Genomic DNA, 14,825 nt, shown 5'->3' on the forward strand with positions numbered 1-14,825 from the left:
TCTCACAATAGAATTGCTTGTTTCTTCACCACTTAATTCTCAATGTAAATTAAATGGAACTTAAAACTACTCCTTTTTATCTATACGAAACTCACTTACAACCTTCTACATTTGAATTAGCTCATTTCTTCTAAAACACTAATGCAATTATCTTCACCAAATGATGATGGTACTGATATAAAACAACCATCATTAACAAAAGCTAATACATTTTCACCACTTGACACAATAATTTATAACTGGATATTTTATGGTTATAAACAAGTGTTTGAATATTGTGCAAACAGACTCGTAAAAGCGAAAAACCATAGTTGTGATACGGATAATCCCCTATACTTGCCGCGTCCTATCTAGGGTTCCAGTTGTTAATTTTAAAGGTTTTAATAAGTTAGAGATTTAGAGCAGTCATTACCAAGTAGCATTGTGCATGCATGGAATTAGCGCTTTTAGACCCAGGACGTCGACATAATCACTTTTCAGTTTTAAAGTGATTCCCCCCCACAACTCGCTCCTTATATTGTACGTAGAACCTGCAAATAATGTTTGCAAGCTGCTCTTGCTCCTTTGCTGACATCCCATCAGTGAAGCAGGGAAGATACACCGAAGAGAACCCTTTGAAGGCTATATAAATTATACCTATAAAGGAGATGTCCATAATGGACACTGTGAAAAACAATACCGTTCATTCTCAATCAACTACTTCATCAAAGCTGGGGTGGAAAAAAGCCGATACTCTATGGGTACTTGGCCTTTTTGGTACTGCTGTAGGCGCAGGTACCCTTTTCCTACCTATCAATGCTGGTGTCGGTGGTTTGATCCCGCTTTTAGTCATGACAGTACTTGCGCTGCCGATGACCTACTTCGCTCACCGTGGTATGACACGCTTTGTGCTTTCAAGCGCCAACCCTGGCGCTGATATCACAGAAGTAGTTGAAGAGCATTTTGGTGCGGGCATGGGTAAAGTTATCACTTTGCTTTACTTTTTTGCTATTTACCCAATCCTTCTAGTATACAGTGTGGCACTAACCAACACGGTTGAAAGCTTCATGATCAACCAGTTGAGTATGGTTCCACCTGCGCGTTGGATCCTTGCATTGGCGTTGATTATCGGCCTGATGGCAGTTGTACGCTTAGGTGAAGAACTTATCGTTAAAGCGATGAGCATTTTAGTCTTCCCGTTCGTAGCGGTTCTACTAGCATTAGCTCTGTACTTGGTTCCAGAGTGGAATGGCGAGATATTCAACCATGTTATGCCTGCAGAAGGTGGTATGACGTCAGTATTTATGGCGGTATGGTTAATCCTTCCTGTGATGGTTTTCTCATTTAACCATTCACCAGTGATTTCATCTTTTGCTGTAGCAATGCAAAAAGAACACGGCGAAAATGCTGAACCTCAAGCGCGCCGCGTACTTCAGCGTGCTCACATCATGATGGTTGTAACCGTTATGTTCTTCGTGTTCAGTTGTGTATTGTCTTTGTCTCCTGCGAATCTAGCAGAAGCGAAAGCGCAGAATGTATCAATCCTGACTTACCTGTCTAACCACTTTAATACACCAATGATTGCTTACGCAGCACCGATTGTAGCGATTATCGCAATTACCAAGTCATTCCTTGGACATTACATTGGTGCTAGCGAAGGCCTAAACGGCTTAGTCCTTAAAGTAGCGCGAGGACGTGGCAAAGAAGTGGGCCCGAAAGCCCTAAACGCTTTCACTGCTACCTTTATGCTTGTTACGACTTGGATTGTGGCAACAATTAACCCAAGTATTTTGGGTATGATTGAAAGCCTTGGTGGTCCAATTATCGCCATGTTGCTATTCATCATGCCGATGTACGCGATTAATAAAGTACCTGCAATGCGTAAGTATTCTGGTGCTATCAGTAACGTATTTATCGTGATTATCGGCCTGATTTCTATTTCAGCGATTTTCTACTCTTTGGCTCAGTAAGCCATAATTTAAGGCCATCAGTCGATGGCCTTTTTTATATCCTTAATCCCAATCTATATTCGAATTTTTTAAACATCTTGTTCGTCAATGGCTACTGTTTGTCATCGTAAACTCTGCATACACTGAAACCATAAGCAGATTAGGAGGCAATTATGGCTATTCGACAAATCCAGTCCCTCATACCCGCCCACTCATCCTCTGATGGTGACGGCGTCCAAATTCAACGTGTACACGGTTTTGACAACGCGCAGTTTTCACCTTTTTTGATGATTGATGAACTGAAGTCCGAAAGTGCAGCTGACTACATTGGTGGTTTTCCGCCCCATCCACATCGCGGGATAGAAACCTTGACCTACATGCTAAAAGGCCATTTCCAGCATAAAGATCACATGGGGAATGTAGGCGAACTCAGTGACGGTGGAGCCCAGTGGATGTCTGCAGGAAAAGGCGTGATCCACAGTGAAATGCCAATGATGACTAACGGGCAACTTCATGGCTTCCAGATCTGGATAAACCTGCCAGCAGCCAAGAAAATGCAGCCTGCGGATTATCATGATTTCCAGTCTGACGTTATCACGCAATACCAACAAGAGGATGGCAGCCTTATCCGTGTTATAGCTGGTGATTTAACGACGAAAGGAACGACCCTTGCCGGCCCATTACAACAAACAGGGGTTCCTGTAACAATTGCTGATTGGCAGACGAACCAGGCAGCGACATTTAACAGCTGCCTAAATCCTGACTTTCAAGCCATGATTTATGTATACAAGGGAGAGGTCAATGTCGGAGAAACAACGATAAGCGAGGGTACTCTCGCTATACTCGGTAATGGTGAGGGTTTAGCTATTTCAACACAAAGTGAAGCTGGCGTATTGTTGTTATCAGGCCATCCAATCAACGAGCCAGTGGTACATTACGGCCCATTTGTGATGAACAGCATGGACGAGATTGAACAAGCGATTCAGGATTATCAACAAGGAAGATTAGTGTAAGGTTCAGTCGATGAGCACCAGATCCACCTTGATGAACAAAAAGCGGCTAACATGGCAGACATCATGTTAGCCGCCACAACAAAACTTTATTCGAGATCGGACCCCTTCCGTTTTTCTTGTGCGAGCATTGCAAAGTATTCCTTCGTCAACTTAAACACCACAGGGCTTAATAGTAATAGCGCAATCAAGTTCGGGATCGCCATCATGGCATTAAGTGTATCTGCAAGTAGCCAGATAAATTCTAACGAGCTGGTTGCGCCTATCGGCACCGCAATAATCCACAAAACGCGAAAAGGGATAATTGCCTTTACACCAAATAAATATTGAACACATTTTTCACTATAAAAGCTCCAGCCCAATATTGTTGTGAAGGCAAAGATAGACAATGCTATTGCAACCACATAATTCCCAATGCCTGGTAATGCAGAGGCGAATGCAGCCGACGTTAACGCAGCTCCCGTTTCACCACTTAGCCAACTCCCTGACACGACAATCGCTAAACCAGTGATGCTACAAACAACGATAGTATCAATAAACGTACCGAGCATAGCCACTAAACCTTGGGCTACCGGATTTTTAGTTTGAGCCGCTGCATGAGCAATTGGTGCACTACCAAGCCCTGCTTCATTAGAGAAAATACCACGGGCAACACCAAACCGGATTGCGGCCCACACCGCAGCGCCAGCAAAGCCACCTTGAGCGGCAACAGGGGTAAAGGCACTACTAATAATTAGACCAAAGGCAGCTGGGATTTCGGAAATGTTCATGAAGAGAACAATTAAGCCTGAGGCAATGTAAAAAATAGCCATCAAAGGCACTAACTTACCGGCAACATCCGCTATTCGCTTGATCCCCCCCATCAGTACGAGCCCGACTAGTACCATCATTATCAAGCCGGAAATCACAGGAGAAACCCCAAAACTCGATTCAACCGCTGCAGCAACAGAATTAGACTGTACTGTATTACCAATGCCAAACCCGGCTAATGAACCAAATATTGCAAATGCCGTACCTAGCCATGCCCACTTACTGCTAAGGCCGTTCTTGATATAGTACATCGGGCCGCCAACATGGTTGCCATTCGCATCTGTTTCACGGTATTTCACGGCACAAACCGCTTCGGCAAACTTAGTTGCCATGCCAACTAAGGCAGTACACCACATCCAAAATAAAGCGCCGGGACCACCCAAAAATATAGCCGTGGCTACACCTGCAATATTACCTGTGCCGATAGTGGCTGACAGAGAGGTCATCAATGCATTAAACGGACTGATCTCCCCTTTTGCTTCCTCTTCTTTTTCGGGGATCCTTCCCGTCCAGAGCAGCTTGAAGCCCGCGCCTATTTTCACAATAGGCATTAACTTTAAGCCAAGAGTTAGGAATATACCCACCCCAAGGATAAGTACCAACATTGGTACTCCCCATACAAAGCCGTTTATAGCGGAAATTAAATTAGCGATTGAATCCATCCTTGCCCTCTCTTTTATATTTACATATCCCAAAAACATAGGCGTCCTTGACTATAAGTTCAACATTCAAGTGAACAACGTAAGTGCAAAGCTAGACAAGAGAAATGAAAACAACGAAGTTGCTACATCGTGGATGGAGTAATATCGAGGTATAAAAAAAGCTTCACAGGGAAGCTTTTTTTATCAATTATAGGCGGGATTAATCATATAATGATGATTCACCTTCGGGGCGAGTTTTAAAGCGACGATGCAACCACATATATTGTTCTGGCGCTTCCATGATTGAGCGTTCAACGGCCTTATTGACATAGGCAGCAGCGGCATCTGGATCGTTATGAGGAAACGCATCCAGCGGTGGGAAGACCTTAAGTGTGTAGCGCCCAGAATCAGTATTACGCGTCATGGCGAACGGCACCACGGCACAATGAGAAGCATCGACCAACAAGCTAGTACCGGTTGTCGTACAGGCTTTTTCAACTGCAAACAAAGGGGCGAACGTCGAGCGACGCTTACCATAGTCATGATCAGGTGCATACCATACACGCTCACCTTTACGTAATGCGCGTAGCATACCTTTCACGTCTTTGCGGTCAATCATATATTTGTTAGAACGGATACGACCTGTAAACTGAAAATAATCAAAACAGGGGTTATTATTCGGTCGATATACACCCACTCCTGGCGTTTTCATACCAAATGCACGCGCACCAAGCTCAAGGTTTAATGAATGAACCGCTACAAGCAATACCCCTTTACCTTCTGTTTCAAGTTGATGAATATGCTCCATGCCTTCATAAGTCACATGCCGTTCAACTCGGATATCAGGCCAGAACCAAGCCATGCCGGTTTCGAACATCGCCAAACCGGTATTATCAATATTCTTTTTCATCAATACATCGCGTTCTTCTTGCGACATATCGGGGAAACAAAGCTCTAAATTTCGAGCTATGGTTTGCTTGCGCTTTTTAATAATACGCATAGCAAGTCGACCAAGCCCTTGCCCTAGTCGAAATTGGATAAAATACGGCAGCCAACTGATAAGGTACATCACACCGACCATCAGTAGGGTTAACCAATATCGCGGATGCAAAAGCGATTTAGTAAACGTAGGCGCAGTAAACTGACTCATAACCTATGGTACCCCTTTCTTATTTTATTCCGTATTCAGATATTAGCTGAGTGGGCCATCCCTTGACGGGAGAACTATTTTACGGAGTTATATCGAACAGTGCATTCTATTGCGACGAGATTAGCTATGCAAGAGGCTGAAGTTATGTACCATTATTTTTCAGCTTGTATTAAGCGAATGGATGTAGATGAAGCAATTCTCGTTGCAAATTTGAACTATAGAGATGTATAAGGAAGAAAGAAGGTTATTAATCAGAAAATTGTACGGTGGTTTGACTATGTCAAACCACCGTCGTTTTTTAAGAGGAGCAATTATGCAAATTCAAATATCATTCGGCATTAAGCGGTACGAGACTTTAATTCAAACCCCTCTTTGGCATATAACGAAGGCTCGCCTTCAGGTCGGGTTTTAAAGCGACGATGCAGCCACATATATTGACTAGGTGCAGCAAGGATGGCATTTTCAACGGCTCTATTGATAACCACAGCGGCCTGCTCTGGGTCATTACGTGGGAACTCTTCCTGCAACGGTGCTAGAGTTATCAAATAATCGCCTGAATTGGATTCGCGCACCATTCTAAACGTCATCACCTCGCAGCCACTGTTGTCTACTAACAGACTGGTTCCTGTCGTAGTACAGGCTTTCTCAACAGCAAACAAAGGAGCAAACGTTGAACGCCGGCGGCCATAGTCATGATCAGGTGCGTACCAAACACGCGATCCTGTGCTCAATGCCTTCAACATCCCTTTGACATCTTTACGATCAATCAATGTTCGGTTGGAGCGAGCTCGTCCTCGGTACTGAACAAAATCAAAACAAGGGTTATTATTCGGGCGATATATCCCGGTACCTGATTTGTGAATCCCAAACGCGCGTGCCGCAAGCTCTAAGTTCAATGAGTGTACGGCAACGAACAGCGCGCCTTTACCTTCTTGCTCAAGCTTTTCGATATGCTCCATGCCCTCAATGCGAACATGGCGCTTCACTCGTGCATCCGACCAAAACCATGCCATACCGGTTTCGAACAGGGCTAGCCCCGAGTTATCAATATTCTCCTTAACGATTTGTTTTTTATCGTCTTTGGTCATATCCGGAAAACAAAGTTCGAGGTTTCTCTCAATAGTGAATCGGCGTTTCTTCATAATCCCCAGAGCCAAGCGGCCAATACCCTGCCCTAAGCGGCGCTGGATAACGTAGGGTAGACAACTCAATAAATACATGACCAAGATCAACAGTAAGGTTGGCCAATACCGTGGGCTTAGTAGCTTCCAAGTGAAACGAGGTGCAGCAAATTTGCTCATAAATAATTATCGCAATAGGTTAATTCTAAGTAAATCTACGGGGTTATAAAAAAACGTAAATTGTCCTTGAATCATACGCTGAGCACACCCAAAAACATAGCTAAATTATGTTACATTAACGTTTTTATAAGCACCCTCGGTTTAAAATGATAATTTGACAATAAACCAATGAAAATGAACGATGTTTTACATTGGTTATTCAATAAAAAATAACGACTGAAATATCTACATTTTTATAAATGTGTCAATATCAGTCGCTTAGTGCAATTAGTGAAACTTAAGCTGTCATTTTGGTCACTTTAATTCAAAAGCCCTCGACCCCTTTCATATCAGGAAGACGATGAGCAATCCCCTTGTGACAGTCGATACAGGTTTTCGAACCATCAGCCAATGAGCTCGAATGCTGCACAGAGGCACGCTGAGATTGCTGCGTGAAATCCATATAACTAAATTCATGACAGTTTCGGCATTCGAGTGAGTCACTCTTCTTCATTCGCGTCCATTCCCGCTCAGCCATATGCAGACGCCGGGCTTCAAATTTTTCAGGAGTAGAAATCGCCCCAGTTACCCAAGCCCATACCTCCTTTGAGGCCTGCATCTTACGCGCCATTTTATCCGTCCAGTTGTGCGGAACATGACAGTCTGAACAAATTGCCCTTACCCCAGTACGGTTGTTAAAGTGAATAGTGCCCTGAATTTCCTGATACACGTTATCTTCATGGCAACTAACACAGAAAGGTTCTGAGTTAGTAAACTCCATCCCAGTATTAAACGCCCCCCAGAAAATAACCCCAGCGATAAAGCCTCCTAATGTCAGAAAACCAAGACTAAAATACTTTGCGGGTGAACGAATGAGCGTCCACCATTTTTTTAACCATTGCCACATACGCTTCCTCCCTTACTTCTCTTGATCGAGCAGCGTATCGAGATCGGTAAATGAAGTACCAACCAATGGTTTAGCATCGGTTTGCACCACATGACACTGCTCGCAGAAGTAGCGCCTTGGCGACAACTCCGCAAGAAAGTTACCGTCTCTATCCATATAGTGAGTGACACTGATCATTCTCGCCTGCGTATCTTCTACTCGGCTACGCGCGTGGCAGGACATACATTTGTTCGCATTCAAATCTACTTGGTAGTTATCGATCTTATGTGGGATCAATGGCGGTTGCATTGGATAGCTTCGCTTAGGGATCCTGTCGTTATTAATTGTTTTATTCATTTGCGGCGGTTCAGGTTCACCATTAAGTGGATATTGACGTGTTGTTGCCAATTCATCCCCTTTGATTACCTCCGTTGCCGCGATCACCAGTCCGGTAAAAAACAATAAAAGTACAGCAAATAATCTATTCATGGTTGTACCCCTATGCCTTTACCACTTTAACAGCACATTTTTTAAAATCTGTTTGCTTAGAAAGTGGATCGGTGGCGTCCAATGTAACTTTGTTGATCAGTTGGCTAGCATCAAACCATGGGACATACACCAACCCTTTAGGTGGCTTGTTCCTACCCCGCGTTTCCACCCGTGTAATAATTTCACCGCGTCGTGAAACCACTTTTACTGCATCGCCACGGCGCATACCGCGTGATTTAGCGTCTTCAGGGTGCATAAAAACCTGTGCGTTAGGATATGATTTGTGCAACTCAGGTACTCGCCGAGTCATTGATCCTGAATGCCAATGCTCCAAAACACGGCCAGTAGATAGCCACAAGTCATACTCTTCATCAGGGCTTTCTGCTGGTGGCTCATATGGCAGAGCGAATATCACGGCACGGCCATCGGGTTTACCATAAAAGTCAAAGTCACTGCCCGGTTTCGCGTAAGGATCAGAGCCTTCCTTAAATCGCCACAAGGTTTCCTTGCCATCAACAACAGGCCAACGTAAGCCTCGCACTTCATGGTAAACATCAAATGGGGCTAAATCATGAGCATGACCGCGTCCAAATTGGGCATATTCTTCAAACAGCCCCTTTTGGAGATAAAAGCCATAATCAGAAGACTCATCATTGCTGTGGCCTTCGGTGATATCTTCCAACGGGAATTCATTTACTTGGCCATTAGCAAATAATACCTCAAACAAGGTTTTATCCTTGTATTCAGGGTTCGCGTCTAACAACTCTTTTGGCCAAACCTCGTCAGTCTTAAAGCGCTTCGAAAATTCGGTAAGCTGCCAGAGATCCGATTTAGCCTCTCCCGGTGCATCCACCATTTGATGCCAAAGCTGAGTGCGGCGTTCGGCATTGCCATATCCCCCTTCTTTTTCTACCCACATAGCGGCAGGTAAGATCAAATCTGCAGCTTGAGCAGTGACTGTAGGATAAGCATCTGACACAACAATAAAGTTGTCTGGGTTTCGGTAACCCGGCAGGGTTTCTTCATTGATATTGGCTGCAGCTTGAAGGTTATTGTTTACCTGGATCCAATACGCATTGATTTTTCCATCTTTGAGCATCCTGCTTTGCAGCACAGCATGTGCCCCTACTTTACCTGGAATAGTACCGTCGGGTAGTTTCCATATTTTTTCGGCAATTTTCCTGTGCTCAGGGTTGTTAACAACCATATCGGCAGGAAGGCGATGGGAGAAGGTGCCGACTTCTCGGGCTGTACCACATGCAGAGGGTTGACCAGTCAGTGAAAAAGGACTGTTACCTGGCGTTGAAATTTTCCCTGTCAACAAATGGATGTTGTAAACCAAGTTATTACACCACACCCCGCGGGTATGCTGATTAAAGCCCATGGTCCAAAAAGACATCACCTTGGTATTGGGATCAGCATAAAGCTCGGCTAATTCAATCAGTCTGTTTTGTGGAACGCCCGACATCTCGCTGGCCTTCTCCACCGTGTATTCGGAAACGAAATCTTTGAACTCATCGAATGTCATCGGCTCAGAATCGCCGCTATCTGGGTTTTTCGCCTGTTGCTGAAGTGGATTCTCCGGCCGTAACCCATAACCAATATCCGTCGCACCTCGGCGGAAGTTCACATGTTTACCAACAAAATTATGATTCACTTTATCGTTTGTAATGATGTAATTGGCAATAAAGTTAAGGATAGCAAGGTCAGATTGGGGCTCAAATACGATAGGAACATCAGCCAACTCAAAACTACGATGTTCAAAAGTAGATAGCACCGACACTTTCACATGAGGGTTTGAGAGCCTGCGGTCCGTTACCCTCGTCCAGAGTATTGGATGCATTTCTGCCATATTAGAGCCCCACAGAACGAAGGCATCGGCAGCTTCAATGTCATCATAACAACCCATAGGCTCATCAATACCGAAAGTACGCATGAAACCGACTACCGCCGAGGCCATACAATGCCGAGCATTGGGGTCAATATTATTAGACCGAAAGCCTGCCTTCATCAATTTTGATGCCGCATAGCCTTCATAAATCGTCCACTGCCCCGAACCGAACATACCAATCGCTTCTGGGCCTTTTTCTTTCAACACCGCTTTCCATTTTTCGGCCATGATATCGAAAGCTTGCTCCCAACTGATAGGAGTAAAATCCCCCTCTTTGTCAAACTTCCCATCTTTCATTCTTAACATCGGCTGTGTCAGGCGATCATCACCGTACATAATCTTCGACAGAAAGTAGCCCTTTACACAATTAAGTCCACGATTTACAGGTGATTTAATGTCACCGTGGGTGGCAACCACCTTGTCATCTTTAACCCCAACATTTACAGAACACCCAGTACCACAAAATCGACAGGGAGCCTTCTCCCAGGTGATATTAGTTTTCTCTGAATCGGTAACCACATTGCTCGCCACAACTGGTATCGATATACCAGCCGCCGCCGCTGCACTGGCTGCAGCCTGTGCCTTTATAAACTTACGCCGGGAACATTTCATTGCTTTCTCACTCAACTTTTGCTTCACGGTAAAAACAATTACATACACAAGCTTTTGATATTGTTATGCTTCTAGCCTGCTAATACCTGTAAAAACCACACAACAAACCCATAGCCGCCGACAACGGCAACAGCAAGAATGGGAAACAGAACAATGGTAATAAACAGAAAAGCCTTTAGCTCAGAACGGTGCTGGTTAGCATCACTCATCAGTCACTCCAATCAATATGGATACTAATAACTCTAGCTAGCTTCCAAGAAATTGATAACTTGATGAGATAAAAACCTTTGCTGAGAATAAATCGCATTAATTGTATTGATAATCTTTCGTGCAACAAACGCAGTATTGATGCTAGGGTGAAGGATAATACACTGTTTGAAAAGGAGTCATGGCGTGACGATCAGCAAAACGAAATCAAGTTTTTACAGACGACTATATGTCGCGCACTTGATTAATTCAGGGATAGCAACCGTACCAGAAATCCTAGAGTATACCGGTATGCCGCGGCGCACAGCTCAAGACACGATCAAGAGCCTGGCCGATCTTGATATTGTGTGTATTTTTCAGCAAACAAAAGGTGAGCGTAATCGTAGTGGGAAATATGAAATAGAAAACTGGGGGGCGATCAACAAAACGTGGATCGCCGAAAATATTGCTGAAATCAAATCAGTTCTGAATTACCCATAACTCCAGCAAGCTTGTGCGGGTTACTTTTTCTTGTCCATCATCGCTTTGAGATCAGCGAAAGGATTAAATGTCGCGGCTTGATGATCATCGTCGCCTGCTTTTACCACACTGCCCATTTGGTTGTCGTGCTCGGTATACTTCTCGTGCTCATGGTCATGACAAAACAAGCAGAGCAATTCCCAGTTACTACCATCTGCAGGGTTGTTGGTATGATCATGGTCAACGTGGTGTACTGTCAGCTCACGCAGGTTTGAATAGACAAATTCACGGCTACAGCGGCCGCACACCCAAGGGTATAGTTTCAGCGCTTTTTCTCGGTAGCCCTGCTCTTGTCGGGCATACGCCGCACTGGTTCCATAAAAATCAGAAGACATTCTCTCACCTAGGATTGATTTTGGTTACAGCGCTAGTCTATCGGAATTCACCAAGCAGTGCTGCTAAACAATAAGAAATTCATGAATAGTCTCACTGAATGAAACATTTTGCGCTAAAAATGAAAGCTATGATTGCTAAAATTGACAAGATAAAACAGTGTATCATTTTATAAACGACCAAATGACAGAGTAATGTCAATGTTAATTGGTGCTAAATTAAGCGACAAGACGGCTAAATGCTTAATAGCGGGTAAAAAAATACCCCCCTTGGATGTAATGCACCTTGATTATGATAATATTCTCCCTAATTTGTGGATTAAACTCTCACTCATATAGAGAAGACGACATATGGCTTTTGATTTTTCTGAATTAACTGTGGACTTATCGGCAATGCCGACAACGATTGATATGGGGCATGCTTGGCTGGGCGGTTTAGTGCTTGTCATGCTGGTACTTTATATCTCTAAGAAAGGTAAACCAGTCGAAGTCGAGAAAGTTGTTGAGAAAGAAGTCGAGAAAATCGTTGAGGTTGAAAAGCCTGTCGAGAAAATCGTCGAGGTCGAAAAAGTTGTTGAAGTTGAAAAGATCGTAGAAAAGATTGTTGAAGTTGAGCCTAAGCTTAAAACATCGACACCAGATGCGGCGCTGCAACTTCTTTCTCTGCTTCAGCAAGAAGCACGCTTTATTGACTTCATGCAAGAAGATCTAAAAGGTTTCAGCGATGCTGAAATTGGTGCTGCTGCCCGTGTTATTCATGAAGGTGGCCATAAAGTACTATCCGAATACTTCAGCTTTGCCCCTGTACGTGCTGAAGAAGAAGAAACACGTATCACATTACCTAAAGGCTTCAACGCTTCTGAAGTTCGCCTAACAGGTAATGTTGTAGGCGAAGCACCCTTTACCGGAACCCTAATCCATCGCGGCTGGAAAGTGACTGATATTAAATTGCCAAAACTGGCTGAAGGTCACGATGCAAAAATTGTTGCCGCCGCTGAGGTAGAACTGTGATGCAAGAAATTCAAGAACACCGTTACAGTGTTGGTATCGACCTTGGTACCACTCACTGCGTATTATCCTATGTTGACCTGCAAGACGAAGACGCTAGCGTCAATGTCATGCCTATTGCCCAGCTAACCACTCCAGGTAATGTTGAAGAAAAAAAACAACTGCCCTCCTTCATGTACCAAGCTCACGAATCTGAGCTGGCGGAAGGTGATACGGCACTTCCATGGTCTGCACAACCTAATGCGATTGTCGGTGCAATGGCCCGTGGCCTTGGTAGCAAAACGCCGATTCGTTTGATCTCCAGTGCAAAAAGTTGGTTATGCCACGGTGGCGTTAACCGCCGTGATGCCTTCCTGCCTTTAAACAGCCCGGAAGAAGTTACAAAAGTATCGCCAGTCGAAGCAACACGCCAATACCTTTCGCACCTTGCAGAGGCATGGAATCATCAGCACCCAGACACCCCATTGTTCGAACAAGACGTTACGATTACCGTTCCTGCATCGTTCGATCCCGCAGCACGTGACTTAACGGCAGAAGCTGCCCGTGAAGTTGGCTTCAAGCACATGACTTTGCTTGAAGAGCCACAGGCTGCGGTATACAGCTGGCTAAAGAACAACGACGATACATGGCGTGATCAGGTTTCTGTTGGCGACGTTATTCTTGTTGTCGATATTGGCGGTGGTACCACTGACCTATCTTTGGTCGCTGTAACTGAAGAAGAAGGCAACCTAACACTAAATCGTGTTGCTGTTGGGGATCATATCCTTCTTGGTGGCGATAACATGGATCTTGCCCTTGCCTACCGCTTGAAGATGAAGCTGGCACAAGAAGGTAAGCAACTTCAACCATGGCAAATCCAAGCAATCACGCATGCATGTCGTGATGCCAAAGAAGCCCTGCTGAGTGATGCAGAGCTACAAGCTGTACCTATTGTTGTACCTAGCCGTGGTTCAAAACTGCTTGGCGGCACACTTCAAACCGAGCTTACCCAAGAAGAAGTCCAGCAAACGCTAGTTGAAGGCTTCTTCCCTCGTAATACTATTGAGCAACATCCAGTAGAAATGCAGCGCGGTGCACTGACTCAAATGGGCCTGCCATATGCTCAAGATGCGGCTGTATCGCGTCATGTAGCAGGCTTCCTGAGCCGTCAGTCTTCTGCGGTTGATGAACTGTTCGAAAAGTACGACCAACTGCATGAAGGCTTTATCCGCCCTACTGCTATTCTGTTCAACGGTGGTGTACTGAAGTCTGATTTACTATCTGAACGTCTACTTTCCATCATCAACAGTTGGCTAACAACGGCTGATAGCCCGGAAGCGAAACTGCTTGAAGGCCTTGACCTTGATCTTGCGGTTGCAAGCGGTGCGTCTTACTACGGCTCTGTTCGTAAAGGTAAAGGTGTTCGTATCCGTGGTGGTATCGCCAGCAGCTACTATGTAGGTATAGAAAGTGCCATGCCGGCTATCCCAGGTATGGAGCCGCCACTAGAAGCACTTTGTGTTGCGCCTTTCGGTATGGAAGAAGGTACTCACGCCGACGTACCAAGCCGCGAATTCGGTTTAGTTATTGGTCAGCCAGTACAATTCAAGTTCTTTGGATCAACAGTTCGTCGTGATGACCCTGCGGGTACCCACCTTGATTGGTGGCAACCAGAAGAACTGGAAGAGCTACCAGCGATTCAAGTTACCCTACCGGTTTCTGAAGGCCGTACAGCGGGCGAGATTGTCCCGGTTCGACTTTCTTCTCGTGTAACCGAACTAGGCACTCTATGCCTTGAAGCCACACCGACCGATGGTGGTCAAACATGGCAAGTTGAATTCGACGTTCGCGATTAATAACATATTGTTATCAATAAAACGGCGCCCTTGGGCGCCGTTTTTTATAAGTATTTGTTTAAATTGTTTACTCATCGCACTGTGAGGGCAATCAGCTCTTGATAAACAATATATTATTATTGAAATCAAAGATTTGATCATAAAGATACAGCCTTCATTAATGCACTCTATGTCCTTTTGGGATACTATCAGAAACCTTAAAAAGCATTAAAACAACACGTCTGGAG

13 protein-coding genes are annotated in these 14,825 nt (G+C 44.6%); 5 read left to right on the plus strand and 8 right to left on the minus strand.

Annotated features, from left to right (window positions below; genetic code table 11):
• The first annotated feature begins 656 nt into the window (after positions 1 to 656).
• Positions 657 to 1,949 (plus strand): serine/threonine transporter, encoded by a 1,293-nt coding sequence (locus tag ACVA58_RS04140; protein WP_446509178.1) that lies wholly within the window; start codon positions 657 to 659, stop codon positions 1,947 to 1,949.
• 149 nt (positions 1,950 to 2,098) lie between these two features.
• On the plus strand, positions 2,099 to 2,941 hold the full coding sequence (locus ACVA58_RS04145) for a pirin family protein (RefSeq protein WP_446509436.1): 843 nt from the start codon (positions 2,099 to 2,101) through the stop codon (positions 2,939 to 2,941).
• 86 nt (positions 2,942 to 3,027) lie between these two features.
• On the opposite strand, the gene ACVA58_RS04150 is transcribed toward ACVA58_RS04145, so the two are convergent.
• From ACVA58_RS04150 to ACVA58_RS04180, 7 genes are all read right to left on the minus strand, one after another.
• The gene (locus tag ACVA58_RS04150; protein WP_446509179.1) at positions 3,028 to 4,410 is read right to left on the minus strand and encodes an alanine/glycine:cation symporter family protein; all 1,383 of its coding nucleotides are present in this window, start codon (positions 4,408 to 4,410) and stop codon (positions 3,028 to 3,030) included.
• 199 nt (positions 4,411 to 4,609) lie between these two features.
• A complete protein-coding gene (gene lpxL / locus ACVA58_RS04155) occupies positions 4,610 to 5,539 on the minus strand; it encodes an LpxL/LpxP family Kdo(2)-lipid IV(A) lauroyl/palmitoleoyl acyltransferase (protein ID WP_446509180.1) in 930 nt (309 codons plus the stop codon).
• 338 nt (positions 5,540 to 5,877) lie between these two features.
• Complete coding sequence (gene lpxL / locus ACVA58_RS04160) at positions 5,878 to 6,840, minus strand: LpxL/LpxP family Kdo(2)-lipid IV(A) lauroyl/palmitoleoyl acyltransferase (RefSeq protein WP_446509181.1); 963 nt, start codon at positions 6,838 to 6,840, stop codon at positions 5,878 to 5,880.
• 304 nt (positions 6,841 to 7,144) lie between these two features.
• Entirely contained in the window at positions 7,145 to 7,726 is a 582-nt protein-coding gene (locus tag ACVA58_RS04165) for a NapC/NirT family cytochrome c (protein ID WP_446509182.1), read from the minus strand.
• 12 nt (positions 7,727 to 7,738) lie between these two features.
• Positions 7,739 to 8,194: a nitrate reductase cytochrome c-type subunit gene (locus ACVA58_RS04170; protein WP_446509183.1), complete on the minus strand. Its 456-nt coding sequence runs from the start codon at positions 8,192 to 8,194 to the stop codon at positions 7,739 to 7,741.
• Between the two features lie 10 nt (positions 8,195 to 8,204).
• On the minus strand, positions 8,205 to 10,697 hold the full coding sequence (gene napA / locus ACVA58_RS04175) for a nitrate reductase catalytic subunit NapA (protein WP_446509184.1): 2,493 nt from the start codon (positions 10,695 to 10,697) through the stop codon (positions 8,205 to 8,207).
• Positions 10,698 to 10,768: 71 nt separating this feature from the next.
• Positions 10,769 to 10,906, minus strand: coding sequence for a periplasmic nitrate reductase, NapE protein (locus ACVA58_RS04180; protein ID WP_446509185.1), 138 nt, complete (start codon positions 10,904 to 10,906; stop codon positions 10,769 to 10,771).
• Positions 10,907 to 11,090: 184 nt separating this feature from the next.
• Between ACVA58_RS04180 and ACVA58_RS04185 the strand changes: the two genes are divergently transcribed.
• Complete coding sequence (locus tag ACVA58_RS04185) at positions 11,091 to 11,384, plus strand: winged helix-turn-helix domain-containing protein (RefSeq protein WP_446509186.1); 294 nt, start codon at positions 11,091 to 11,093, stop codon at positions 11,382 to 11,384.
• A 20-nt stretch (positions 11,385 to 11,404) separates the two neighbouring features.
• Here ACVA58_RS04185 and ACVA58_RS04190 read toward each other — a convergent pair whose 3' ends face one another.
• Positions 11,405 to 11,758 (minus strand): YajD family HNH nuclease, encoded by a 354-nt coding sequence (locus tag ACVA58_RS04190; protein WP_446509187.1) that lies wholly within the window; start codon positions 11,756 to 11,758, stop codon positions 11,405 to 11,407.
• A 348-nt stretch (positions 11,759 to 12,106) separates the two neighbouring features.
• Here ACVA58_RS04190 and ACVA58_RS04195 point away from each other — a divergent pair, with 348 nt between their 5' ends.
• Positions 12,107 to 12,766 carry a DUF2760 domain-containing protein gene (locus tag ACVA58_RS04195; protein ID WP_446509188.1) on the plus strand — a complete coding sequence of 220 codons (660 nt, stop codon included), beginning with the start codon at positions 12,107 to 12,109 and terminating at the stop codon, positions 12,764 to 12,766.
• Positions 12,766 to 14,598: an Hsp70 family protein gene (locus ACVA58_RS04200; protein WP_446509189.1), complete on the plus strand. Its 1,833-nt coding sequence runs from the start codon at positions 12,766 to 12,768 to the stop codon at positions 14,596 to 14,598. Before ACVA58_RS04195 ends, ACVA58_RS04200 begins: the two co-directional genes overlap by 1 nt.
• Positions 14,599 to 14,825: the final 227 nt, after the last annotated feature.

It is taken from the genome of Photobacterium sp. DNB22_13_2 (assembly GCF_052873915.1).

What these genes read in the sequence shown, in the direction of transcription:
- ACVA58_RS04140 (WP_446509178.1), top strand. Translation starts at nt 657, where the DNA reads ATGGACACTGTGAAAAACAATACCGTTCATTCTCAATCAACTACTTCA.
- ACVA58_RS04150 (WP_446509179.1), bottom strand. Translation starts at nt 4,410, where the DNA reads ATGGATTCAATCGCTAATTTAATTTCCGCTATAAACGGCTTTGTATGG.
- lpxL (WP_446509180.1), bottom strand. Translation starts at nt 5,539, where the DNA reads ATGAGTCAGTTTACTGCGCCTACGTTTACTAAATCGCTTTTGCATCCG.
- lpxL (WP_446509181.1), bottom strand. Translation starts at nt 6,840, where the DNA reads ATGAGCAAATTTGCTGCACCTCGTTTCACTTGGAAGCTACTAAGCCCA.
- ACVA58_RS04165 (WP_446509182.1), bottom strand. Translation starts at nt 7,726, where the DNA reads ATGTGGCAATGGTTAAAAAAATGGTGGACGCTCATTCGTTCACCCGCA.
- ACVA58_RS04170 (WP_446509183.1), bottom strand. Translation starts at nt 8,194, where the DNA reads ATGAATAGATTATTTGCTGTACTTTTATTGTTTTTTACCGGACTGGTG.
- napA (WP_446509184.1), bottom strand. Translation starts at nt 10,697, where the DNA reads ATGAAATGTTCCCGGCGTAAGTTTATAAAGGCACAGGCTGCAGCCAGT.
- ACVA58_RS04180 (WP_446509185.1), bottom strand. Translation starts at nt 10,906, where the DNA reads ATGAGTGATGCTAACCAGCACCGTTCTGAGCTAAAGGCTTTTCTGTTT.
- ACVA58_RS04190 (WP_446509187.1), bottom strand. Translation starts at nt 11,758, where the DNA reads ATGTCTTCTGATTTTTATGGAACCAGTGCGGCGTATGCCCGACAAGAG.
- ACVA58_RS04195 (WP_446509188.1), top strand. Translation starts at nt 12,107, where the DNA reads ATGGCTTTTGATTTTTCTGAATTAACTGTGGACTTATCGGCAATGCCG.
- ACVA58_RS04200 (WP_446509189.1), top strand. Translation starts at nt 12,766, where the DNA reads ATGCAAGAAATTCAAGAACACCGTTACAGTGTTGGTATCGACCTTGGT.